This is a genomic window from Trueperaceae bacterium (assembly GCA_036381035.1).
Classification (GTDB): Bacteria; Deinococcota; Deinococci; order Deinococcales; family Trueperaceae; genus DASRWD01.
On sequence record DASVDQ010000009.1, the window covers coordinates 1 to 22,594 of the forward strand.

The 22,594-nt window shown below is 69.7% G+C and carries 25 protein-coding genes; 18 read left to right on the forward strand and 7 right to left on the reverse strand.

What is annotated here, in order from left to right; genetic code table 11:
* Window positions 1–1,757: DNA polymerase (locus VF202_01000; protein HEX7038671.1), on the forward strand; the 1,757-nt coding region annotated here is incomplete at its 5' end.
* 4 nt (window positions 1,758–1,761) lie between these two features.
* Here VF202_01000 and VF202_01005 read toward each other — a convergent pair.
* The 3 genes from VF202_01005 to VF202_01015 form a co-directional block, all read right to left on the reverse strand.
* Window positions 1,762–2,253 carry a hypothetical protein gene (locus VF202_01005; GenBank protein ID HEX7038672.1) on the reverse strand — a complete coding sequence of 164 codons (492 nt, stop codon included), beginning with the start codon at window positions 2,251–2,253 and terminating at the stop codon, window positions 1,762–1,764.
* Between the two features lie 409 nt (window positions 2,254–2,662).
* Window positions 2,663–4,282, reverse strand: coding sequence for a hypothetical protein (locus VF202_01010; GenBank protein ID HEX7038673.1), 1,620 nt, complete (start codon window positions 4,280–4,282; stop codon window positions 2,663–2,665).
* The gene (locus tag VF202_01015) at window positions 4,221–4,523 is read right to left on the reverse strand and encodes a hypothetical protein (GenBank protein ID HEX7038674.1); all 303 of its coding nucleotides are present in this window, start codon (window positions 4,521–4,523) and stop codon (window positions 4,221–4,223) included. Before VF202_01015 ends, VF202_01010 begins: the two co-directional genes overlap by 62 nt.
* A gap of 70 nt (window positions 4,524–4,593) precedes the next feature.
* Between VF202_01015 and VF202_01020 the strand changes: the two genes are divergently transcribed.
* The 15 genes from VF202_01020 (at window position 4,594) to VF202_01090 (ending at window position 18,034) form a co-directional block, all read left to right on the forward strand.
* A complete protein-coding gene (locus VF202_01020; GenBank protein ID HEX7038675.1) occupies window positions 4,594–7,683 on the forward strand; it encodes a phage portal protein in 3,090 nt (1,029 codons plus the stop codon).
* An 8-nt stretch (window positions 7,684–7,691) separates the two neighbouring features.
* The gene (locus tag VF202_01025; GenBank protein ID HEX7038676.1) at window positions 7,692–7,868 is read left to right on the forward strand and encodes a hypothetical protein; all 177 of its coding nucleotides are present in this window, start codon (window positions 7,692–7,694) and stop codon (window positions 7,866–7,868) included.
* A 3-nt stretch (window positions 7,869–7,871) separates the two neighbouring features.
* Window positions 7,872–8,219, forward strand: coding sequence for a head-tail connector protein (locus VF202_01030; protein ID HEX7038677.1), 348 nt, complete (start codon window positions 7,872–7,874; stop codon window positions 8,217–8,219).
* Entirely contained in the window at window positions 8,219–8,578 is a 360-nt protein-coding gene (locus VF202_01035) for a hypothetical protein (protein ID HEX7038678.1), read from the forward strand. The genes VF202_01030 and VF202_01035 overlap by 1 nt, the downstream gene beginning before the upstream one ends.
* Complete coding sequence (locus tag VF202_01040) at window positions 8,575–9,003, forward strand: hypothetical protein (GenBank protein ID HEX7038679.1); 429 nt, start codon at window positions 8,575–8,577, stop codon at window positions 9,001–9,003. Before VF202_01035 ends, VF202_01040 begins: the two co-directional genes overlap by 4 nt.
* A gap of 22 nt (window positions 9,004–9,025) precedes the next feature.
* Window positions 9,026–9,301: a hypothetical protein gene (locus VF202_01045; GenBank protein HEX7038680.1), complete on the forward strand. Its 276-nt coding sequence runs from the start codon at window positions 9,026–9,028 to the stop codon at window positions 9,299–9,301.
* A gap of 129 nt (window positions 9,302–9,430) precedes the next feature.
* Window positions 9,431–9,922, forward strand: a complete 492-nt coding sequence (locus VF202_01050; GenBank protein ID HEX7038681.1) for a hypothetical protein — start codon at window positions 9,431–9,433, stop codon at window positions 9,920–9,922.
* Window positions 9,922–11,715 (forward strand): hypothetical protein, encoded by a 1,794-nt coding sequence (locus VF202_01055; GenBank protein HEX7038682.1) that lies wholly within the window; start codon window positions 9,922–9,924, stop codon window positions 11,713–11,715. Before VF202_01050 ends, VF202_01055 begins: the two co-directional genes overlap by 1 nt.
* Before the next feature lies 1 nt (window position 11,716).
* On the forward strand, window positions 11,717–14,179 hold the full coding sequence (locus VF202_01060) for a poly-gamma-glutamate hydrolase family protein (GenBank protein ID HEX7038683.1): 2,463 nt from the start codon (window positions 11,717–11,719) through the stop codon (window positions 14,177–14,179).
* Window positions 14,176–15,303, forward strand: a complete 1,128-nt coding sequence (locus VF202_01065; GenBank protein HEX7038684.1) for a DUF5047 domain-containing protein — start codon at window positions 14,176–14,178, stop codon at window positions 15,301–15,303. The genes VF202_01060 and VF202_01065 overlap by 4 nt, the downstream gene beginning before the upstream one ends.
* Entirely contained in the window at window positions 15,300–16,085 is a 786-nt protein-coding gene (locus tag VF202_01070; protein HEX7038685.1) for a hypothetical protein, read from the forward strand. The genes VF202_01065 and VF202_01070 overlap by 4 nt, the downstream gene beginning before the upstream one ends.
* 9 nt (window positions 16,086–16,094) lie before the next feature.
* Complete coding sequence (locus tag VF202_01075; GenBank protein ID HEX7038686.1) at window positions 16,095–16,694, forward strand: hypothetical protein; 600 nt, start codon at window positions 16,095–16,097, stop codon at window positions 16,692–16,694.
* 3 nt (window positions 16,695–16,697) lie between these two features.
* Entirely contained in the window at window positions 16,698–17,522 is an 825-nt protein-coding gene (locus VF202_01080) for a peptidoglycan recognition family protein (protein ID HEX7038687.1), read from the forward strand.
* A 4-nt stretch (window positions 17,523–17,526) separates the two neighbouring features.
* A complete protein-coding gene (locus VF202_01085; protein ID HEX7038688.1) occupies window positions 17,527–17,850 on the forward strand; it encodes a hypothetical protein in 324 nt (107 codons plus the stop codon).
* Entirely contained in the window at window positions 17,843–18,034 is a 192-nt protein-coding gene (locus VF202_01090; GenBank protein ID HEX7038689.1) for a hypothetical protein, read from the forward strand. The genes VF202_01085 and VF202_01090 overlap by 8 nt, the downstream gene beginning before the upstream one ends.
* Before the next feature lie 77 nt (window positions 18,035–18,111).
* On the opposite strand, the gene VF202_01095 is transcribed toward VF202_01090, so the two are convergent.
* The gene (locus tag VF202_01095) at window positions 18,112–18,360 is read right to left on the reverse strand and encodes a type II toxin-antitoxin system HicB family antitoxin (protein ID HEX7038690.1); all 249 of its coding nucleotides are present in this window, start codon (window positions 18,358–18,360) and stop codon (window positions 18,112–18,114) included.
* A gap of 527 nt (window positions 18,361–18,887) precedes the next feature.
* Between VF202_01095 and VF202_01100 the strand changes: the two genes are divergently transcribed.
* Window positions 18,888–19,649 (forward strand): hypothetical protein, encoded by a 762-nt coding sequence (locus tag VF202_01100; protein ID HEX7038691.1) that lies wholly within the window; start codon window positions 18,888–18,890, stop codon window positions 19,647–19,649.
* A gap of 438 nt (window positions 19,650–20,087) precedes the next feature.
* Here the strand turns inward: VF202_01100 and VF202_01105 are convergent, their stop codons facing one another.
* The 3 genes from VF202_01105 to VF202_01115 are packed head-to-tail and all read right to left on the reverse strand — an operon-like array spanning window position 20,088 to window position 20,694.
* Window positions 20,088–20,276 (reverse strand): hypothetical protein, encoded by a 189-nt coding sequence (locus tag VF202_01105; protein ID HEX7038692.1) that lies wholly within the window; start codon window positions 20,274–20,276, stop codon window positions 20,088–20,090.
* On the reverse strand, window positions 20,273–20,506 hold the full coding sequence (locus tag VF202_01110) for a hypothetical protein (protein ID HEX7038693.1): 234 nt from the start codon (window positions 20,504–20,506) through the stop codon (window positions 20,273–20,275). Before VF202_01110 ends, VF202_01105 begins: the two co-directional genes overlap by 4 nt.
* Window positions 20,503–20,694 (reverse strand): hypothetical protein, encoded by a 192-nt coding sequence (locus VF202_01115; protein HEX7038694.1) that lies wholly within the window; start codon window positions 20,692–20,694, stop codon window positions 20,503–20,505. Before VF202_01115 ends, VF202_01110 begins: the two co-directional genes overlap by 4 nt.
* Before the next feature lie 168 nt (window positions 20,695–20,862).
* On the opposite strand from VF202_01115, the gene VF202_01120 reads away from it, so the two are divergent.
* The gene (locus VF202_01120; protein HEX7038695.1) at window positions 20,863–22,386 is read left to right on the forward strand and encodes a recombinase family protein; all 1,524 of its coding nucleotides are present in this window, start codon (window positions 20,863–20,865) and stop codon (window positions 22,384–22,386) included.
* The last annotated feature ends 208 nt before the right edge of the window (window positions 22,387–22,594 follow it).

A 22,594-nucleotide genomic window follows, 5' to 3' on the forward strand; every position in this document is an offset into this window, starting at 1 on the left:
ACAAGGCCGGGCGGGTGCTGGCTGAGGTGATCATGCGCGGCGGGGCGCTGACGGTCGACGTGGAGACCACCGGCTACCCGGTGGGCCACGCGCACCATCGGCTGCGCACGGTGCAGCTGGGTGACGAACACGCCGCGGTGGTGCTCGACGCCACCGATCCCGAGCAGGCCGAGGTGGCCCGGGTGGCGCTGGCGGCCGCGCCCCGGCTGCACGCGCACAGCGCCACCGCCGACCTGGTGCCGCTGGCGGCCGCCGGGCTGGTCGATGTGGACGCCTGGGAGCGGATGCACGACACCGTGCTGCCGGCCAAGCTGGCCGACCCGGCGAGCACCGGCAGCGATCCGGGGTTGAAGCAACTGGCCGCGTCCGTGCTCGGCGACCAGGCGGTGACGCCGGCGGCCGACGCCGCTCGTGCGGCGCTGTTCAAGGCCGGGCGGTGGTTGACCGACACCGAGGCGACCACGCCGCCCGAGCGCAGCGGCTGGGCGCAGGTGGACCCGGTGTGCACCACGATGGTGCGCTACGCGGCCGCCGACGTGCTCGACACCGCGGCGCTGGCCGCCCGGCTGCCCCGCCCGCCCGCGGTGGTGCTTGAGCGCGAGCGGGCGGTGCAGCGCATCACCGCCCGGGTGACGCACCGCGGGCTGCGCATCGATGGCGAGCAGGTGGCCGCGCTGATCGCCGAGCACACCGCCGCCCGCGAGGCGGCCGCCGCTCGGGTGCGCGCGTTCGGCATCGACAACCCGGCCAGCGACCGGCAGGTGGCCGCCGCGCTGATCGCGCTCGGTGCCGAGCTGCCGCGCACGAGGCCGAGCCAGAAACACCCCGACGGGCAGCCCAGCGTGGCCGCTGCGGCCCTGGAACGGCTGAGGGGCACCCCGGGCAAGGGTGGCGAGCTTTCGGCCGCCGTGCTCGACTACAGGCGGCACGAAACGGTGCTCTCGGTGTTCCTGGAGCCTTACCGCCAGCTCGTGCGCTCCGGCGACGGGCGCGCCCGCCCGACCGTCTACACGCTGGGCACCGATACCGGGCGCATGTCCTGCGTGCGGCCCAACCTGCAGCAGCTGCCCCGCGAGGGCGGCGTGCGTGCGTGCATCGCCGCCGATCCGGGATACGTGCTGATCTCGGCCGACTTCTCCGGTGTGGAGCTGCGCGTGGCCGCGGCGCTGTCCGGTGACCCCAACCTTCGCCGGATGATCGTGGAGGGTGTGGACCTGCACTGGGAGATCGCCCGCCAGGTCTGGGGACCCGAGGCGACCAAGGCCGACCGCTACGCGGCCAAGCGGATCGTGTTCGGCCGCCTGTACGGCGGCGGGGTGCCCACTTTGGCCGCGCAGGCCGGTGTCAGTGAGTCGGTGGCCGCCAGCGCTGTCGACGTGCTCGACGCGATGACGCCCGGTCTGGCCGCCTGGTCACGGATGATCCGCGAGTCAATCAAGCATGGGCGCACGCAGTTTCCGAGCTACGCCGGGCGCGTCATCCACTTCCCGCCCGACTACCCCCACAAGGGACCGAACTACGCGATCCAGGGGACCGCGCGCGAACTCCTGGTGGACGCGCTGCTGCGCTGGGACGCGACGCGCTGGGGTGGCGGCGTGGTGCTGCCGGTGCATGACGAGATCGTGGCGATGGTGCCCGAGGCCGACGCCGAGCAGGCGACAGCCGCGCTCGTGCAGTGCATGACCACCGAGCTGTTTGGGGTGCCTATCGTGGCCGAGGCCAGTGCGCCCGCGCGCGCCTGGCAGGACTCTGTGTGATCCGCTAGCCGCGCTGCCCGTTCAGCTTCTTCGCCGCCGCGGCCGCGCCGTCCGGGCTCTCGGCCCACACCGCCCAGCCGTTGCCCACCGCGATGTTGCCGCCGAACTGCCGGGCCGCATCAGTCCACTGGTCACGCAGCTGGTCGGACTCGAACACGGCCACGGTCAGCTCGTGCTTGCCGAGCATGCACCGGCCGGTCTCCCGTGAGTACAGCTGCGTTCCGATCACCTCACCGTCACAACCCAACTGCTGCATCAGGTCTGCCACCCGCAGCTCGGCCGGCTTGGCCGCCTCGGGTGTCGGGGACTGCGCCGGTGCGGTCGAGGTGGTCTGCCCGGCCGATGTGTTCCGGGCCGGCTCATCGCCGCCCGAGGCCAGGGCCAGCACGACCACGGCGGCCGAGGCTGCGGCGAGCACGCCCGCGGCGACCAGCAGCAGGTTCCGGCGACGGCGCCGCCGACGTGCTGATATTGATGTTGATGTAACAAAACCCATGCCCCGCAGACTAGACCCATGCCCGACCACCGGATGCCCGGCGACACGACACGCAAGGGCTACGGCGCCGAGCACCAGGCGCTGCGCCGCCGCTGGCGGCCGCTGGTCGATGCCGGGGCGGTGGTCTGTCCACGCTGCCACCAGCCGATCCGGCCCGGGCAACCGTGGGACCTGGGCCACGTCGACGGTTCCGGGCGGCGCCTGTACTCCGGCCCTGAGCACCGCCGGTGCAACCGCTCGGCAGGTGCCCAGGCACGGGCCGCGCGCGATCCGGCGCCCCGGCCGCGCACGAGATGGTGAACGCGCCGCGTTGACTCTTAAGAGTCAAGATAGGTAGGTACATCGATTTCTTCCCGCCAGCGCCGGCCCCGCTGATCCACGCACCTCCCTTTTTCCCTCCCCGGGGCGGTCAGGCGGTACGGGCGATCAGCACGCGGGGGCGCAGCCTCGGGCGGACCGGCTGGGTCTGGGCGAGGTAGACGGCGCCGGCCGCGGCGTACGCCGCGTTGACGTGCCCGAGCCCGCGGCGCGCGAACCGCCAGCCGTCGCCGGAGTGCAGGCGCTGGGCGCCGGCCACGTGGGCGTCGAGCAGCGGATCGGCGGGGTGCAGGATGCGCCGGGCCGCCACGAGGTCGGCCAGCCCCATGCACGCCTCGGCCACCGTGGCGCCCTTCAACTCGACGTACTCGCGGCGCGGCCGGCGGCGTTTGGCACCGTCGGGCTCGGCGGGGCGCAGTATGGGCGCGAGGGCTGCAGCTGGGCCGGACGGGAACCAACCGACCGCCCTGGGGTCGATCCGGTCGAGCAGGTCGCCCAGCTCGGCGCGCGCGGTGTCGGTGGAGTCCCATGCGGCGACCGGCTCGACGCGCACGCGCCCGTCATCGAGCTGGGCCGCGGCGAGCAGCGCCACGTGCGCGCCGTCGGGCGCCACGTCCACGCACACCATCACCCGGTCGCGTAGGCCGTCCATCGTGCCGGCTGGGTCGGCGCAGTCACGCCACGCGGGCAGATCGATGGCGCCATCGAGCACGTCGACGCGCTGGCACAGCACCTCGGTACGAAAGACCGCGGGTGGGTCGGTACCGAGCGCCGAGCGGATCGCCGCCTCGGACACGGTGTACCCGAGCCCGGGATTCGCCTGGGCCCACGCCTCGGTGTCGTCCAGCTCGCACCCGTCGGGCCCGGACCACTCCAGCAGGCAGATGGACGGGTCCCGGCCGGACAGCGCGGCGTCACGCAGGTGATTGAGCACGATGGACTGTTCATCACCCGCGTTCGAGATGGCCCAGATCTGTCCGTTCGCCCGCGCCAGGGTGGTCTTGGACAGCGCCGACCAGGCGTCCCACGACCGGTGCTCGCGGATCTCGTCCATGTTCAGGTGGTCGACGGACAGTCCACGCCCGGCGCTGCGGTTCGCCGCCGCGATCTTGTATCGGGCGCCGCTGGCGAGGCGGAACCATTCGTCCCCGTTGACGTGGCGCACGGTGTCCAGCTCGGCCGCCAGCTCGGGCACGCTGCGGATGGTGTCCAGGCACGCCGACCAGACCTCGCGCGCGAGGCTTACATCCTGGCCGACACCGAGCACCATGCGGGCGCCGTCGACGTACAGCCGCCAGAGCGCCACCGTGCGGCTCAAGTGCGTCTTGCCATTCTGCCTGGCGACCAAGATGACGATGACCCTGAACCGGTAACTGCCATCGGGCAGGAGTTCCAGGGCGCGGATGACCGCCTCTTCCTGCCACGGCAACAGCGGCTCGCCGAGCACGTCGCGGGCGAAGTCGATGACCTCGAATCCGCGGCTGGTACGGCGAGTCAGCCGGCGTAGCGGCTCGGTGGCAAGCCGGGGTTCACGCCGGCCGACGATGCGGCGACGTTTCGCCCACTCCGCAGGGTGGCGTTCGCGCAGGTGGTCGTCACAGAGCCCGAGCGCGAGCGGGGCGAGCTGGCAGCCGCGGACCGTGCAGCGCTCAGGCCGGTCGGCGCGCCGCGCGGATGGCGGCGAGCTTGCCTTGGCCCTGGCCTTGGCCACCGGCGCCCCCCTTCTGCAGTGCGGCACGTGCCCGCGGCGTGGCGCCCAGCGATTCGAGGACCGCGAGCAGCTTGGGCCCGAGATCGTTCAGCGTTTCGTCGGTTCCGGCGTCGATCGCGGCCGCGTACTTGCGCGCCAGCACCACCGCGGCGTCGTCGGCGGCGGCGAGGTCGAGGTGCTTCAGCGTGGCGTTCACGGCCGGCGTAAGCAGCCGGTCAGCGGGCTGCAGGTGACGCGCCATGACACCTCCAACCGAAAATCTTCCTTCGATCGTACGGATCGACCGTAAATCCTCCTGCTAACCTGGGCTCGTGCCCCCCGTTTGGCGCAAGATCTTTCGCCGTACGCCGCGGCCGAGCACGACAGGCCGCCGGCCGGTCACGTTCGCGTTGGAGGCGCCGCCGGAGATCACCGGGCTGCCGGAGCTGACGGGGATCGCGCCGCGGATCTCCCGCCGGGAAGCTCTGCAGGTGCCGGCGGTGATGCGCGCCCGCAACCTGATCTGCGGCTCGCTGGCGACCCTGCCGATCCGGGTGCACGGTCCCGACCGGCGCGTGGTCGATAACGTCACGTACCTGGTGCCGCAGCCCGACCCGGACATCCCGGCGTCGGTGATGATCGCGCAGACCGTCGAGGATCTGCTGTTCGAGAGCGTGGCGTGGTGGAGGGTCACGCAGTTCGGCTGGCACGGCTACCCGGTAGCGGCCCGGCACGTGCCGGTCACGTCGGTGTACATCGCCGGTAGCCCGGCGCTGCCGTCCGACAAGCTGATCAGCGCCGATCAGCCGTTCCCCGTCGACGGGCAGGTGTTCATCGACGGTGTGCCGGTTGACGACAGGGAGATCATCCGGTTCGACTCCCCCAACCCGCCGCTGCTCGTGCACGCCGCCCGGGCCATCCGTACCTGTCTGCTGCTCGACCGCGCCGCCGCGCTGTACGCCAAAGACCCGCTGCCGTTGGCGTATTTCGAGCCAAGGGAGGGCGCCGATCCCGCGACCGATGAGGAGATTCAGCAGGTCCTGGACGACTGGGAGAAGGCACGCCAGCAGCGCGCCACCGGTTTCGTCAACGCCGCCCTGCGGCTCAACACGGTCGGGTGGACGCCCGAGCAGCTTCAGCTGGCCGACGCCCGCCAGCACGCCGTGCTGGAGATCGCCCGGGCCGCCGGCGTCGACCCCGAAGACCTGGGCGTGAGCACCACGTCCCGCACGTACCAGAACAGCGAGCAGCGCCGCCAAGACCTCATTGACTTCACCCTCGGCCCGTACGTGTCCGCGATTCAGGACCGACTGTCCATGCGCGACGTGCTCCCGCGTAACTACGTGGCCCGCATCGACTTCGGCGGGTTCCTGCGCGGCGACACGAAGACCCGCATGGAGACCTACAAGATCGGCAAGGAGGTCGGCGCGTACACCGAGGACGAGATCCGCGAGCTGGAGAACCGGCCATCACTGACGCCGGCGCAGCGCCGCGCCATCGAACCCGCCACCGCCCCTGCGCAGCCGCCGCGGCCGCCGCAGCCGTCGGCACGCGACACCACCGAGGAGCCCGTCATGAGCCGCGGCATCATGTACCAGTTCAGCGAAGACAACGCCCCGATCCGGCTGTCGTTCGCTGACGCACAGACTGTCAACTTCCGCGTGGACCCGGAGAAGCGCACCGTCAGCGGGTTGGCGGTGCCGTGGCGAAAGGTCGCCCGTAACGGGTTCGCCAAGTGGAAGTTTGATGAGGGTTCCCTGCGCTGGTCCGATCCGGCGCGGGTGAAATTGAATCTCGATCACGACCGGTCCCAGACGCTCGGACGTGCAGTCCGTCTCCAGGAGACCTCGGCAGGTCTGGACGTTACGTTCAAGATCGCCCGAGGAGCCGAGGGCGACCGAGCCCTTGCCCTTGCCGAGGATGGCGTCTACGACGGGTTCTCCATCGAGATCGATTTCGAGTCCGAGGGCGACGACTGGCAGCCCGACCCGTCTGACGAGTCGGTGCGGCTGGTGCGCCGGGCCACGCTGCGGGCTGTCGCCTTGACGCCCATGCCCGCATTCGATGACGCGCGAGTCACGCGCGTCGCTGCATCCAGGACAGGAGAAACGACAGTGCCCCAGACGACCGCCGCGTCGGCCGCCCCGGCGGCCGGAGACGGCACCACCCAGACCCAGACCCAGACCCAGACGCCCGCGGCGGTGGCGCTCAGCGCCGAGCAGCTGGAGACCCTCGCCACCCGGCAGGGCGAGGCATTCGAGCGCGCGGTGACGCAGATCTTCGAGCGGATGGCGACGCCGCAGGCCGGCTCGTCCCCGGTTCCGGCGGCCCGGGCGTACATCACCCGCGAGGAGCCCGTCTACACCTTCTCGGGCGGTGGCGGCCCCTCGCTCGTGCGCGACGCCTGGCACGCCCGCATCGAGGGCAACCAGGAGGCGCGCGAGCGGCTGGCGAAGTTCGGCCGCCAGCAGGAGGAGATGGTGCAGCTGGCCCGGCGGCACCCGGAGATCGCCCAGCAGTTCGCCACCGTCTCCACCTCGACCGCCTCGGCGGTCATCCCGCCCGGCTACCGGCCCGACCTGTACGTCACCCAGCTGCTGCAGGGCCGCCCGCTGGTCGACGCCGTGTCGCGGGGCACGCTCACCGACGCGACCCCGTTCGTCATCCCGAAGTTCGTTTCGGCGACGGGTGCGGCCGGCGACCACACCGAGGGCACCAACCCGTCCGACGGCACGTTGGACCTCAACACGGTGACGGTCACCCCGGGCGGTGTGAGCGGGAAGTTCATCCTGACCCGGGAGATCATCGACAGCTCGAACCCGGCCATCGACCAGATCGCGTTCACCGCGATGCGTGAGGCGTACGCCCAGAACACCGAAGCCAAGCTCTACGCCGAGCTGAACGGCGCCAATGGGCAGGGCGGCACCATCACGGGCGGGTTCGTGCCGTCGGGTGCGCAGGCGTACGCCGTCACGGCCACCGACGGCGCCGCCCTGGTCGCCGCCGCGCGAGAGGCCCTTGCGGCGTACCCGTTCCGCCGGTTCGGCGCCCCCAACCGGATGCACCTGTCCGCGTCGGCCACTTCGCTGTTCGCCAGCGCCGTCGGCTCCGACGGCCGCCCGCTGCTGCCGTCCATCGGGGCGACCAACACGGCCGGCGTCGGCAACGCCGTCCAGCAGGGCTGGTTCGTGGACGGGCTCGCCGCGGTGCCCACCTGGTCGATGACCGGCAACGCCGCCGGCGACGCGGACATCTTCATCTACAACAGCCTGGATGTGTGGGCGTGGGAAAGCCCGCTCCTCACGTTCAGGTTCGAGGAGAAGAGCGGCCCGGCGAACATCGAGCTGGCGCTGTTCGGCTACTTCGCGTGCCGGCTCCTGCGCCCGGTCGGGCTCGTGGGTATCCGGCACAACACCGCGTGAGGCTAGCGGTGGCTACGAAGAAGCGCACAACCAGGCGGCCGGCGTCCACACAGGACGCCGGCCAGCCGGCCGCCGTGCAGGAGCCGCCGGCCGTCGAGACCGTCGAGCAGGAGCAGACCACCGACTACACGCGGTGCGGCGGTCACATCCTGACCGAGTACGGCTGGGTGCCGGAGAGGCGGTGAACGATGGCTTGGCCGCCCACGCTCGACCAGCTCAAGCGGGATATGAAGATCGAGGATGACCGCGACGACGAACGTCTGCAGCAATGCCTCGACGCCGCCGTGGCGTACGTTGAGCGCGTCCGCAAGGGCGACTTCAACTTCACCACGGACCCCGAGTCGGAGCTGCCGGAGCCGACCGCGGATCTGATCCTCGGCACGCTGCGTCTGGCCGGACGCTGGCACATCCGTCGCCGGTCCCCCGATGCGCTGGTCGACATGGGCGAGCTGGGGCTGTCCCGCATCGCCACAACGGACCCGGACATTGAGCGGTTGCTGCGCATCGGCCGGTTCCAGAAGGCGAGGGTCGGCTGATGGACGTCAAGACGGCCGCCCAAGGTGTCGAGACGGCGCTGCGCGGTGCCGTCCCGAAACTGCGGGTGCACACCGACCTGGGCGCCACAGTGGACCCGCCGGCGGCGGTGGTCGGGCCGCCGCAGTTGACCTGGACGGGCTACGGGAGGGGACCCAACCTGGCCCGGTTCCTGGTGTACGTCATCGTCGCCGCCGATGACCGCGCCCTTGAGCGGCTGTGGGATCTGGTGCCCCAGGTCGCCGCGGCGCTGGAGGCGTCCGAGGCCGATATCACCGTCACCCAGGCCAATCCCGCCCGCTGGCCCGCCGGTGGCGTCGACCTTCCTGCCTACGAAATCACCACGGAGGTGGCACTATGACCCAGCCGCTGCCGCACCACCGCAAGCTGCGCCGCATCATGCTCGAACTCGACGGCGTGGACTACAGCGAGCAGCTTCAGACCGGCCGCGTGGTCAACAACACCGGGGACGCCGAGAGGTTCTACACCTTCGGCCCCGTCGGCGAGTTCCTGGAGCCGGCCGAGCCCGAATACGCGCTCGAACTGACCCTGTACTCGGACTGGCGCTCGGCCGGTATCTCGACCTACCTGACCGAGAACGACCACACCATCGTGCCGTTCACGTTCGAGCAGCACGTGGGGATCGTCGGGGAGCACGTGCGCTACACCGGCAACGTGCTCCTCAAGGCGCCGAGCGCTGGCGGTGAGGCCCGGGCGCAGGACATGACCGAGGTGACGCTGCAGATCGAGGGCAAGCCCACGTTCGAGCAGGTCACCACGCCGTAACGGCAAGGACGGAGGCAAGCCGTTGTTCACCTTCACAGTTCACCCGGAGGGCGAGGAACCCTTCACCGTCGTCGCTGAATGGCGCGATGTCGTCACGTGGGAGAAGACCAGCCAGGGAAAGCGGTGCTTTCAGGATCTCCAGGAACGGCTGCGCGCCGAAGACCTGAACAAGCTGGCATGGATCGCCGCACGTCGACAAGGGCTGTTCAACGGCAGCCTGGCGGAGTTCGACAAGACGGTGAACCTCGACTTCAAGTTTGACGAGGAGGAGCCGGACCCTACCCAGCCGGCTCGCTGAGCCGGACGTGCGTGGCCCTGGCCATAGCGACCGGCATACCGCCGAGCGTGTGGGCCGCCGAAGACACCCGCACCGTTTACACCGCCCTGCACCTGCTGGAAAAGCAGGCCGAGCAGATTGGAGGGAACCGTGGCTAAGCGGCAATCGCTGACGCTGACCCTCCACATCCAGGGCGCCCGGGAAACGCTGCGGGCATTCGGCCAGCTGCCGAAAGAGGCCAACGACGCGCTGCGCGCCCGCTCCCTGGAGCTGGCCGAGTCGTTGGCGGTCAAGGCCAGGGGCGCCGGTGTGGCCGAGGGTCGGCAGGCCCGGCTCGTGGCGTCGACGGTGCAGGCTCGCCGCGACCGGCTGCCGGTCATCGTCGCCGGCGGCACTAAGCGGCTGGGCCGCAAGCGCACCCCCGCGTTCGGGCTGCTGTTCGGCAGCGAGTTCGGTATGGACTCGCGGTCCGGTTGGTACGCGGCGCCGCGGTACGACAACGCCACCGGCCAGCAGTACAAGCCGCACCGAGGCCGCGACTCGTACTGGTTCTTCAAGACCGCGGACGACAACCAGGCAGAGATCTCGGCCGCCTGGAACCGCGCCGCCGATGACGTGCTACGTGCGTTCGGGGGTGCGTAGTGGCGCTAGGCATCCGTGACATCCGCATCCGGTTCGGCGGGGACGCCAAGGGTCTGCGGAAGGCCACCTCCGACGGTCAGCGGATCATCAAGGGCTTCTCCGACAAGGTCGGCGGCACGCTGCGTCGCGTAGGCGAGATCGCCGCCGGTGTGTTCAGCGGGCAGGTGATCGGCCGCGCCGTCGAGGGGGTCAAGCAGTTCGTCGGCGGCTCGGTGGAGGCTGCCAGCAACCTCGCCGAATCGCTCAACGCCGTCAACCAGATCTTCAAGGGCTCCGCTGACGAGATCCATCGGTGGGGACAGGCAAACGCCAACTCGCTCGGTCTGTCCAGGAGAGCCTTCAACGACTTGGCCGTGCCGCTCGGCGCGATGCTCAAGAACGCCGGGCTGTCGCTGCCGCAGGTCACCGACTGGACCAAGAAGCTGACCGAGCGCGCTGCCGACATGGCCAGCGTGTTCAACACCGACGTGTCGGAGGCCCTGACCGCGATCCAGGCCGGGTTGCGGGGCGAGACCGACCCGCTGGAGCGGTTCGGTGTCTCGTTGAGCGCCGCGCGCGTCGAGGCCGCGGCCCTGGCGGCGACCGGCAAGAAGAGCGCGAAAGACCTGACCGATCAGGAGAAGGCAACCGCCCGCCTCAACCTGATCATGCAGCAGACCGCGGACACCGCCGGCGACTTCCGGCGCAACTCCGACGGGCTGGCCAACTCCCAGCGCATCGCCGCGGCTCGGGCCGAAGAGCTGCAGGCCAAGATCGGCGAGAAGCTGGCGCCGGTTGTGGCCAAGGTAACCGAACTCAAGGTCAAGCTGCTGGAAGTCATCGACGGCAAGGTGTTGCCGGCGTTCGAGCGACTGTCCAAGAGCGACCTGGCCGACTGGGTGCGAAACAAGCTCGTGCCCGGGCTGCGCGACCTGGGACAGCGCGCGCTGGAGCTCGGGCAGTGGGTGATGTCCAACGTCATCCCCGCTGTCGCCGGGTTCGGCCGGTGGCTGGTGAAGTACCAGGGCTGGCTTATCCCGATCGCCGCCGGCATCGGCGCGGTGGTCGTTGCCCTGAAGGTGTACAAGACCGTCGTCACGGTGGTGCAGGCGGTCACCCGGGCGTGGATCGCGGTGCAGACGATTCTCAACGTCGTGCTGACCGCGAACCCGATCGGGCTGATCGTGCTGGCCATCGTGGCGCTTGCCGCCGCGTTCGTGGTCGCCTGGAAGCGGTCCGAAACGTTCCGAAATGTCGTTACCGCCGTCTTTAACGCGATCAAGGGTGCGGCACTCGCGGTCGGCCGGTTCTTCAAGGACACCCTTTGGCCGTGGATACGCGATTCCTGGAACCGGCAGCTGGCAATAGCGAAGTCGGTATGGGAATGGCTGAAGGGTCTGCCGGACAGGATCAAGACTCGGTTCGCTCAACTGGCGGGCATCATCTCGGCGCCGTTCCGTAGCGCGTTCAACCGGATCGCTGACCTCTGGAACGGCACCGTGGGCCGGCTGCGGTTCAGTGTCCCGTCGTGGGTGCCCGGGCTCGGTGGCAAGTCCTTCTCGCTGCCGCAGCTGCCGAAACTCGCCCGCGGCGGGCGAATCCTCGAATCCGGCGCCGCGATCGTTGGGGAGCGCGGCCCGGAAGTGGTGCACCTGCCCCAGGGCGCGACCGTGGCGCCGCTCGACCGCGCCGGCGGCCCGGAGGTCATCGAGGTGCACTTGGACCTGGGCGAGGGCATCCGCCAGGTGGTCGAGATCAACCTGCGGCGGCGTGACCGTCGGCTGCGCCGGCGGGTGCTGGCGGGGGTGAGGTGACATGGCGCCCCCGTACAGCAGTTTCGAGGACCTGGCCGCCGAGCAGGTCGAGGGCGTGGACTACACCCGCACGGCGGTGGTTCCCGCCGGCGCGTTCCTGTCCGCCATCGCCATCCACGGCGGCGGTATCGAGCCAGGCACCGGAGAGCTCGCCCGGCACGTCGCCGGCGACCGGATGGCGTTCTACGAGTTCGCCGGCATCAAGGCGTCGGGGAACTCGGACCTGCACATCACGTCGACCCTGTTTGATGAGCCGCTGTGCCTGGACCTGCAGGCCAAGGTGTACCGCACCATCTCGTTTCACGGATACACCGGCACCACCGGGCTCGCGGAAACCCAGATCGGCGGGCTCGACGGGCGGCTGCGCGAGTTGATCCGCACAGCGTTGACCAACGCCGGGTTCACTGTGGTCGATGCTGTCTCGGAGGTCGCCGGCGCCGATCCCGACAACATCGCCAACCGGAACCGCTCGGGTGCCGGCGTGCAGCTGGAGCTTTCCCGCGCGCTGCGTGAGTCGTTCTTCCCGGGCGGGGACCTGTCGGCGGCCAACCGGGCGAGCGGGGTGCGCACCCAGGCGTTCTACGACTACGCCAACGCCGTGCTCAGCGCCGTGTCGGTGGCGCTGGCGTACGACGGCACCCTGTCGCGGGTTCAGCTGAACACCGTGGCGCCAGGGCTGTTCGATGACTTCGCGCGGGACAACTACACGGCGCCGCAGAACCTGAACACCAGTTTCGAGGTCAACACCGCGGGCTGGTTCGCCACGGGCGGGACCTTGACCCGCTCCACCGCCCAGGCTCACGACGGGGTGGCGTCCGCCCTGCTGACGCCGGACGGGGCATCCGTCGAGGCGAAGGCGTTCAACGGGCTGATCACGGTGACCGCCTCGCGGACCTTCCGGGCGAGCGCGTGGGTGCGCTGCGCGGTGTCTCGGAACGTCGTTATCGGCATCGACTGGCACCAGCCCGAGTCCGGCGGTAGTGCGTACATCTCGTCTTCGCTGCAGTCGGTGGCGGTGACCGCGAACACGTGGACGCGCATTGAAGTGGTCGGCACCGCCCCGGCCAACGCCGGGCGGGCACGGATAACCGTGTCGATGACCGGCAGCCCGCCAGCCTCGCACCTGCTGCACATCGATGAGGCCGAGCTACGTCAGCTAATCCCCGGCTGGGGCACGTCGACCAGCGGCCACGCGTACCTGCACGTCGGCGGGACGGACACCGATTACCAGGTCATCGGCGGGGTGGGGCAACACATCCTGCCCGCCATCAACGTGTCCCGGTGGTCGCTGGCCGCCGTGAGCGCGCTCGATTGCGACGTGACCGCCGTTGTCTCCACCGGCGCGCTGGCGGTCGGGGGGTCACAGTTTCTGGCGGTCGGCGGCCGGCTGTCGGACGACGCCACGACCGGCTACCTCGCCCGCCTGGACTTCAACACCTCGCAGGAAGTGGTGCTGACCCTGCGTAAGCGGGTGTCGGGCACCGAAACGTTCCTCGTGCAGGACATCACCGAGCTGACGCACCAGGCCGGGCAGCAGTACGCGGTGCGGCTGCAGGTGGTCGGCCAGACCCTGCGCGGCAAGTGCTGGCTGGCATCCGGGCCGGAGCCGCCCGACTGGAACCTGCAGACCACCGATCCCGACATCGACCAGCCCGGCCGGATCGGGTGCCGCTCCATCCTGTCGGTCAACAACGCCAACACGCTGCCGTTCACGACGACGTGGCACGAGATCATCACCCGGGGGGTGGCCCTGGTCGAGCGGTCGGCCAACGGGGTTACCTGGACGACGGTGCGCGGCGGGGCGGACCTCGACGGGGCGGCCGGGGCGAGCATCGAGCTGGACGACTACGAATTCACCGACTCGGTGGCCAACCACTACCGGGTGCGGGTGGTCGAGGCGGACAGCGGGGCGACGTTGTTTGTCGACGGCGACCAGATCACGCCGCAGCTGGACACCGTATGGCTCAAGAGCTTGGCCAGGCCGTTCTTGAACCGCCCGGTGACGGTCACCGACTGGTCGGACGTGACCCGCTCCAGCCGCTCGGGCGTGTTCCCCATCGTCGGGCGCAGCCGCCCGGTCGTGGTCACCGATCTGCACGGTCCCCGGCAGTGGACCCTCGACGTGGTGGCGCACACCGAGGCCGACGCCGAGAACCTGGACTTCCTGATCTCCACCGGTGAAGTCCAGTTCATCCACGTGCCCGCGGGCTCGCGCATCCCCGGCGGTTACGTGGCGCTCGGCGACACAGCCGAACGCCGGCCGCAGCCGCGCAGCCAGCGGCGCATCTTCTCCCTGGCGCTGACCGAGTGCGCCCCGCCCGGGCCCGACGTGGTGCCGGCCGTGGGCACGTGGACGACGGTCATGAACACGTTCGAGACCTGGGCCGATGTCTTGGCCGCGTTCGAGACCTGGGGCGACCTGATGCAGCTGGTCGGCTCGCCCGAGGATGTGATCGTGCCATGAGGCCGGTCAGCGCTCGGTTCCTGCGCGCGGTGCGCGACTCGCACCCGATGAACGCTCGGGCGCGCGTCGTGGCGCCCGGCCAGATCGGCACCGACCCCGACGGCGTGGAGATCGGCATTCACGATGGCGCTGTCGAGCTGAACGCCACGGCCGATGTGCGCGCCACCCTGGAGCTGACCACACCCGGGCGGGGCATGTGGCCGGACCGGCGTAACCCGCTGCTGGCGCCGTACGGCAACGAGGTCTTCGTGGAGCGCGGCGTGCAGTTCGGTGGCGGCGTCGTGGAGTGGTGCAGCCTCGGATACTTCCGCATCGACACCCCGTCCCAGGAGGAGGTGCCCGACGGGCTGATCACGCTCGCGTGCTCGGACCGGATGTCCACCATCGTGGACTCCGACCTGACCCAGCCGCGCCAGTACACCTCGGCCATGACGTTCGGCGCGGTGGTCGCCGATCTGATCGGCGACGTGTACCCGTGGGCGCAGATCGAGTGGGACGACGCCACCGAGACCCAGCCGATCGGCCGGGACATCCTGGTTGAGGAGAAGCGCTACGAGGCGTTGAAAGATCTCGCCACCAGTGTCGGCAAGATCATGTATTTCGATCACCGCGGGGTGCTGGTCATCCGCACCGCACCGGACCCCACACAGCCCGTCTGGGACATCACGCACGGCGAAGACGGCGTACTTGTCCAGGCGAGCCGGGAACTCACCAGGGTGGGCGTGAAGAACGGCTGGGTGGTCACCGGCGAGACCGCCGACACCGACAACGCGGTGCACGTGGTCGTGGTCGACAACGACCCCGCCAGCCCGACCTACTGGCACGGCTCGTTCGGCAAGGTGCCCGGTAGGCACTCCTCCCCGCTGATCACCGATCCCGGGCGAGCGTTCGCGGCTGGCCGCCAGTTGCTGCGCCAATCGATCGGCCTGCCCTACACCGTGTCTTTCGGCGCAGTGCCCAACCCTGCGCTGGAGCCCTGGGACCCGATCCGCGTGTCCTACTCCGACACGCACGGGCGGGAATACCACGTCATCGAGCAGCTTTCGATACCGCTGACGGCCGGCGAAACCATGACAGGCCGGACCCGTCAGCAATCACTCGTGATCGTGGGGGGTGCGACGTGACGACACGTCGAGCGATAGTGACCGCCGCGGGGGCGGCGGTGGGTCTGGCGAGCCTGGGGGCGGACGGGCCGCGCTCGGAGGATCTGGCGCCGCTGATGGCCGCCGAGCCCGAGCCGCAGGCGGTCCGGTTCGCCAAGGGCCGCGTGGTCGAGTGGGACCCGGTGACCGGCCACAACGTCATCGAGCTGCGGGGCACGCGCCTGGTTGACCTGCAGCTCATGATGGCCACCTCGGGCGAGGCGCTGGCCATCGCGCCCGGCGACTGGGTGGGGCTGCACATCATCGGCGCCGGCGCGGCCGCCACGGTCTACGTGGTCGGGCGCATCACGCGCCCCGGCGCGGACGCCGCCGAGGTCATCCGGCGGGTGCTGAGCAGCAACACCTACAGCGCCTCGGTTGTCCCCCACGAAGTGCTCGGCCCCAGCAACCCGGCGGTGTTCACCGACCTGGCGACGCCAGGGCCGACCCTCTCGAACATCCCAATCCACAACGGGCGCTGCCTGGTCACGGTCAGCAGCCAGCTCGGGCACGGTGGAAACACCGCGTTCTGCCACGCCGCGATGGGATTCGAGATCAGCGGGGCGACCAGCCAGGCACCCACCCTCGACCTTTCGCTTGAGGTCATGGTGGTGGAGCAAGGTTTCCTGATCGGCGCGTCGCGGACCTTCCTGGTCGAGGACCTGGCGCCCGGGTTGCACACGTTCCAGGCGAAGTACGCCAACGGCTCGACCGCCAACAACTCCAGTTTCGAGAACCGCACGATCACGGTGATGGCGTTCTAGGAGGGGATCATGGCGCAGACATCGGTGTACGGCATCCCGTACCAGGGGACCAACGACCGCCCCAACGGGCCGCTGCTGGGTAAGCAGCTGGCCGAGGCGGTCGAGGCCGAGCTGCAGCGCATCGACGGCTCGCTGTCCAATGTCGTCTCGCGCCTGCCTCCGATCCTGCCGGGCACCTGCGTGGCCCGGCTGCGCCGCTCCTCGGGCAGCACCATCCCGCAGAGCACCGCGATCCCGTGGGACGCCGAGGATTGGGACGACCTGGGCGCCCACTCCTCCGGCTCGACCCGGTTCCAGCCGAACACACCGGGCCGCTACCTGATCACGGCAGTGATCCGACACCAGGCAATACCGCGCAGTGATCTTGACGTTGGTCCTGTACCCGCAATCTTCGCTTCCATCGCCAAGAGCGGCGTCACCGTCACGGCGACGGTGACGCAGGCAACCAACGACAGCCCGACCGCCGGCAACGGCATCAGCATCAGCGACGTGGTGGCTCTCAACGGCACCACTGACTACATCGAGGTAACCGTGGGCAACAACCAGGCGACGAACGTCAACTGCTCGGGCTCGGTGCTGACCGCCACCTACGTCGGACCGGTGGTGTAAACGATGACCACGATCATCAGCCGTGCGGCGGCGAAACTACCCCCGGTGCCGTCGAGCATCGGGCGGCGCAGCATCACGTCTTGGGCCGGTATCACCGTCCATCACACCGGCGGCGCGTTCAGCTCGTGGAAGGCCGTGCACGACTGGCAGACCAAGGGACGCCCGCCCGCTGACCGGCTGGTCTACATCGGCTACTCGTTCGGTATCGCCCACGGCCAGGTCACCGAGCTGCGCGGCTGGGACTACCACCCGGCCGGGGATCACGAGAACAGCCGGCTGCAGGTGGTCTTCGGCGGCAACTACACCAACGGGCTGCCGCCGTCGGCCGACCTGGAGGCGTTCGCCTGGTTCGTCGGTGAGGCACGCCGGCGCACCGGCAAGGCGCTACAGCTGGTGCCGCACAGCGCCGTCTGGCCGCCCGGTCACCGCTACGCGACCGCCTGCCCCGGCGCGCCGCTGCGCGGTTGGCTGGCGGCATTCGCTGGATTGGAGGAAGTGGATATGGCGGATCTGGCCAATATCGAGATCATGGTGGGCGACACTCTGCGCCTGCTGGAGAAGGGCGAGCGGGGCAGAGGTCGGGCCGAGACGCACATGGGTGGGATTCCACTCGCGTGGATCGTGCGCGTGATCGGCGAGATTCAGAACAAGCTCAACGCGCTGTCCGAGCAGGTCCAGGCGATCTCACCGACCGCGCCCGTGCCGGGCAGCCCGCTCGACCCTGCCGCGCTGCGGGCGGCGCTGGTCCAGGCCCTGCAGGACCCGGCCGTCATGGCGAAGCTGGCGACGGCCGTCGCTGACGAGACCCACCGGCGCATGGCGGGTTAGCGGTGTGGGCGAGCTGTTCGGTGCGCTGCTCGCGGCTGCCGGCGCTATCACCGTACTCGGTGCCGCGCTGGCCGCAATCGCGCGTTGGGGGGTGCGTCCGGTGGTCGGGCTGATCCGTCAGGTCCGCGAGTTCCTGGAGGACTGGCGCGGCGAGCCGGACCGGCCGGGGGTGCCTGGTCGCCGGGGCGTGATGGAGCGCCTGGAGCGCATCGAATGGCACGTGGGCAACGGCAGCGAGCCGCGGCTGCGCGACGTGGTGAACGACACCCGGGCCGAGCTGGCCCGGCTCAAGCGACAGGTCGAGGAGAAGGGGGTGGCGGATGCCTGAGCATGTCCGCGCCTACATCTACCGGGTGCTGACGGCACTCGCGCCGCTGCTCGTGGCGTACGGCGTCGTCGCCGAGGGGACGGTGGGTCTGTGGCTGCAGCTCGCCGGCGCGGTGCTGGCCGCCGGTGGCACCGGGCTGGCTGCCGCGTACACGAGCACGAGGCGGCCGCCCGACGACGCCTGAAACCATCGCTTTCACACAACCGATCAAGAACGCCCCCGAGCCGTCGGCTCGGGGGCGTGTACGTCTACAGAGGGGTGCTACGCAGGGACAAGTTCGGCACGCACTGGAACGTGCTGAACGGCCGCCGGCGGACTGAAGTTGAGCAACTCGACACGGCACTCGCCCGGACGGTTGGACAAGTACATCCCGATTGCCTCAGCCAGGGCTTCGCGCAGCTCATCGATCGTTCGGCCTGTCACGAAACAGCCCGGGAGATTTACTACCTCGGCCCAGATGTGATCTTTCTCGTAGTGGACCTTGACGTCGAACTCCCTGTACTCCGACATGTGCCCTCCCGCTATTTCAGCCCTGCCTGTTTGAGGATTCGGGCGGTGAGATCGACGCTGTACGCACCGCCATGGCAGTGAGGCAAGGTGATAGGCCGGCAGCCCTCCTTTTCCATCTTGATCACATGTTTCCCACCTTGGGTGCAAATCCACCCGTTTGCCTCTAACAACGACCGTGCTTCACGCTGGGTCATTGTCTTCGGCAATGCCCTCTTGAACCACCGTCGCACGTCACCTCCATGCACGTCCAGTGTGCGGATCAAATCACACTGTTGTAATTGATCGCAGTCCCGTTTAGGCAAGCACACCTTCATTCAAGATCACTGTCGGATCAACAACAGGACCGCCTGCTCAGCAACGATGCAGTGATGACCTTGGCGGCGGCTCGCCGACAGAGACAGCAGAACGTCCCGGCCCACCCCTCGCGCCATCGCTCGTCCGGGTGATTCCGCGTGTCGCTGATTGACGCTTAAGTGTCAAGAACCTACCTTGACTCTTAAGAGTCAATCCCGGCCAAGGAGGACACGATGACCACCAAGACCAAGACCGCCAAGACCGGCACCACGACCGGCTCGGCACTCGTCCGGGCGCTGGAAGCGGTGTGGGACCAGATCCGCCGCCACCACCCCGAGCTGCCCGAGGTGGTCATCATCACCGGCTCGGGTCTGCTCGGCGGTCTGCCCCGCTGGGGTCACTTCTGGGCCGAGCGGTGGCAGGACCGGGCGGCCGAGGACGGCGGTGGCGCGGTGACCGTGATCAACCGCAAGGCGGAACTGTTCGTCGCCGGCGAGCGGCTGGCCACCGGCGCCGAGGCGACCGTGCAGACCATGCTGCACGAGGCCGCCCACGCTCTCGCCCAGGTGCGCGGCATCAAGGACACCAGCCGGCAGGGCCGCTGGCACAACCGTCAGTTCCTGGCGATGGCCGAAGAGCTCGGGCTGACCTACCCGCACGAGCACGCCGACCCGGCCATCGGATTCTCTGCCGTCGTGATGACCGAGGCGACCAAGGCCCGGTACGCCAAGGTGATCGAGCGCCTCGACGCGGCCATCGTGGCGTTCCTGGCCGCCCCGTCGTTCATCGAGACCGGCAAGGACGGCGAGACCGGCGTGCGGCGCGTCGGCGGGCACACCGGCGGCGACGGCGGCGAGAAGCCCAAGAGCCGCAACAACCTCAAGGCCGTCTGCTCGTGCGAGCCGGCGCGCATCATCCGCGTTAGCCGCTCGGTGCTGGAGGCGGGCGCGATCACCTGCGGGGTGTGCGGCGAGGCGTTCACCGCCGAGCAGTGACCAGACAGGCCAGAAGGCCCCGACCCTGGAGATGGGTCGGGGCCTTCTGTTGGTCGCCGGCGCAAGGGCAGGGACGGCACGGCGACCCCCGGGGGGCAGGCGGCCGCGGGAAGGCTAGACGGCCGCCTCGGTGTCAGGTCGGATCAGCACCACGTCGACCGTACGACCGCAGCGGGTGCCGCGGAACCGCTCGACGCGCGTGACGCCGGGGGGCGACTCGACGCGCTGGGCGCCCAACCACGCCACCCATGTATACAGGTCGGTGGGCTTGGTGCTGCAGCCAGACTACCGCCGAGCCGTCGGGCACCAGCTCGACGCACGTGGGCGCCGGCAGGCTCGCCGCCTTGACCGCGGTGCCGAGCAGGTACCACAGCTCGGTGTCGTCGGCTGGCGTGGCCGGTTCCTCGGCCGGCGCGGTTGGCTGCTCGGCTGCCTTGGTCACAGCGCCACCTCCCGCTCGGCCACCCGCTCGGCCACCCGCTCGGCCAGCTCGTCCACGAAGTGCTCGGCCAGCGGGTGATTGAGCAGCGGGACCAGCTGGCTCGCCACGCGCGCCGCCACTTCATCGGCCACGCGCTCGATGAGCCTAGTGGTGTCGATCGTGAACGCGCCGGACAGCTGGCTCATGGCTCATCAACCCCATCGTCCATCGGCACGTCCACGGGCGGCATGTCGCTGGTGTAGACGACGCCCGAGGCCCGGGCCGAGATGATGGCGAGGATCTGGCGCACGTCGGCCACGCTCAGCGCCGGCGACGGCCGGCACCACAACGCCAGGATGTCGCGTGCCTGGTCGACGGTGGACACGCCCAGCGCGTCGAGCATGCGCAGGGCCACCGTTCCGGCGGGGGTGATCATCGCGCACCCCCACCCAGCGCCATCTGGTCGAGCGCGTCGAGCACGAGCCGGATCTCGGCGAGCCGCTGGGCGTCGGTCATGCCGACCGCGCCCCGGGCGACGCTGCCGATGCGGCCGACCGCGTACGCGTACTCCAGGCCGGTCTGACACTTGGCGAGCCGCCGCATCTGGTCGGCGATCAGCGCCACGCGGACAGCCTCATACGTCGCTGTCTCGTCTACTCTGTTCACAGCCCCTCCCATCAGGGGTTAGGTCTCGGCCGGAGGTGGGATCTCCGCGATCCGAGACCGCTTACAGGTGTCCGGTTACGTACTGATCAATCTACAGTTACGTACCTAGCCTGTACAGTACACGGCATGTCCCCCGCTACGCCAGAGAACGCGCTACGCGCCGGTATCTATTCACGCCAGTCACGAGATAAAACGAAGAGCATCGAGGACCAGTCACACGAGAACCGCGCCGCCGTCGAGGCGCAGGGCTGGCAGCTCGTGGCCGAGTACGCCGACGGCACCAGCGCGTCGAGGTTCGCCCGCAAGGCCCGCGACGACTGGCAGCGAGTGCTGGCCGACATCGACGCCGGCAAGCTCGACGTGCTCGTGCTCTGGGAACCCAGCCGCGGTGACCGCACCCCCGAGACCTGGTTGGCCCTGCTGTCGCTGTGCCGCGACCGAGGCGTGGGCATCCACGTCACCACGCACCACCGCACCTACGACATGACCAACCCGCGCGACTGGCGCACCCTGGCCGAAGACGGCATAGACAGCGCGTACGAGTCGGAGAAGATCCGCCAGCGGGTTACCCGCGGGCAGGCGTCGGCGGCGCGCGCCGGGCGCCCGAGCCAGGGCCGGTGTCCGTACGGGTACCGGCGCGTATACGACCCCGCTACGGGTGCACTAGTCGGTCAGGAACCAGATCCGAACACAGCCGGGGTGGTCCGCGAGATCATCGAGCGGGTGGCCCGAGGTGTCCCGATCTCGACCATTGTGGCCGATCTGAACGCCCGCGACGTACCCCGGCCCGGCGGCGCGCGCCGCTGGTACCGCGTGCGGGTGCGCGACCTGGCGATGAACCCCGCGTACATCGGCCAGCGCGTCTACCGCGGGCAGACGTTCCCCGGCACCTGGGAGCCGCTGGTGGATGAGGCTACCTTCTGGGCCGCGCAGCGGGTGCTGGCCGATCCGGGCCGGACCAAGACCAGGCCGGGCCGCGTGCGCCACCTGCTGTCCTACCTGGGCATCTGCGCGGTGTGCGAGCCGGACCGCAGGGCCGCCGGCGATGATCCGTCGCCGCTGACGGCCGTGCAGGGCCGCTACCGGTGTCTGCACAACTCGTGCGTGACCATCGCCCAGGAGGCGTCCGACGAGTTCGTCACCATGCTGGTCCTGGCCCGGCTGCGCGAGCCCGACATCTACGCCCAGCTGCACCAGGTCGGCGAAGACTCCGACCGCATCGTCATGGCGGCACGCGCCGAGGCGGCCCGGCTGCGCGACCAGCTCGACCGCTGGCGGCTGTCCGCGGCCCGGGGCGAGACCACGCCGGAGTCCCTGGCCGTCATCGAGGCCGAGCTAACGGCCAACATCGAGGCGGCCGAGCAGCGCGCCCAGCGGGCGATCATCCCGCCGGCGCTGCGCCAGGTGCTCGAACCCGGCGCCGACATCGAGACCCGTTGGGCAGCCATGCCGCTACCGGCACGCCGCGCAGTGGTGCGCACACTGGCGGTCATCAAAGTGTCGCAATCCAGCCGGCCGGGGAGCCGCCGGTTCGAGCCGGGCAGGTTTGGACAGTCCTACTGGATCGGGGACACCCGAACGTGGGACGAGATCTGGACGACACGCCCACGCCCTGATGTGGCGTTACTCACAGTGTCACGCCGGACGTGACTGTGGATAACTCGTCACACTATCGACGGTAATCGTCGCATTTCATGACGGACAAGCGGTGCGACATGCGGAATCGCCGACCGACCGTCCACATAGAACACACGGCGAGATCCACAAGACGACCGCACGACGAATTGTGCGGTGCACATGAGACCGTGCGGAGATACCTGTGTGACGTCTGAGCCGTCCGGGTTGGCAGGTACGCTGT

Bases quoted from the DNA above. Each gene is read 5' to 3' on its own strand.
- VF202_01035 (HEX7038678.1), top strand. From the start codon at position 8,219: ATGGACGTCAAGACGGCCGCCCAAGGTGTCGAGACGGCGCTGCGCGGT.
- VF202_01110 (HEX7038693.1), bottom strand. From the start codon at position 20,506: ATGATCACCCCCGCCGGAACGGTGGCCCTGCGCATGCTCGACGCGCTG.
- VF202_01080 (HEX7038687.1), top strand. From the start codon at position 16,698: ATGACCACGATCATCAGCCGTGCGGCGGCGAAACTACCCCCGGTGCCG.
- VF202_01075 (HEX7038686.1), top strand. From the start codon at position 16,095: ATGGCGCAGACATCGGTGTACGGCATCCCGTACCAGGGGACCAACGAC.
- VF202_01065 (HEX7038684.1), top strand. From the start codon at position 14,176: ATGAGGCCGGTCAGCGCTCGGTTCCTGCGCGCGGTGCGCGACTCGCAC.
- VF202_01005 (HEX7038672.1), bottom strand. From the start codon at position 2,253: ATGGGTTTTGTTACATCAACATCAATATCAGCACGTCGGCGGCGCCGT.
- VF202_01060 (HEX7038683.1), top strand. From the start codon at position 11,717: ATGGCGCCCCCGTACAGCAGTTTCGAGGACCTGGCCGCCGAGCAGGTC.
- VF202_01105 (HEX7038692.1), bottom strand. From the start codon at position 20,276: ATGAGCCAGCTGTCCGGCGCGTTCACGATCGACACCACTAGGCTCATC.
- VF202_01030 (HEX7038677.1), top strand. From the start codon at position 7,872: ATGGCTTGGCCGCCCACGCTCGACCAGCTCAAGCGGGATATGAAGATC.
- VF202_01100 (HEX7038691.1), top strand. From the start codon at position 18,888: ATGACCACCAAGACCAAGACCGCCAAGACCGGCACCACGACCGGCTCG.
- VF202_01095 (HEX7038690.1), bottom strand. From the start codon at position 18,360: ATGTCGGAGTACAGGGAGTTCGACGTCAAGGTCCACTACGAGAAAGAT.
- VF202_01120 (HEX7038695.1), top strand. From the start codon at position 20,863: ATGTCCCCCGCTACGCCAGAGAACGCGCTACGCGCCGGTATCTATTCA.
- VF202_01040 (HEX7038679.1), top strand. From the start codon at position 8,575: ATGACCCAGCCGCTGCCGCACCACCGCAAGCTGCGCCGCATCATGCTC.
- VF202_01015 (HEX7038674.1), bottom strand. From the start codon at position 4,523: ATGGCGCGTCACCTGCAGCCCGCTGACCGGCTGCTTACGCCGGCCGTG.
- VF202_01090 (HEX7038689.1), top strand. From the start codon at position 17,843: ATGCCTGAGCATGTCCGCGCCTACATCTACCGGGTGCTGACGGCACTC.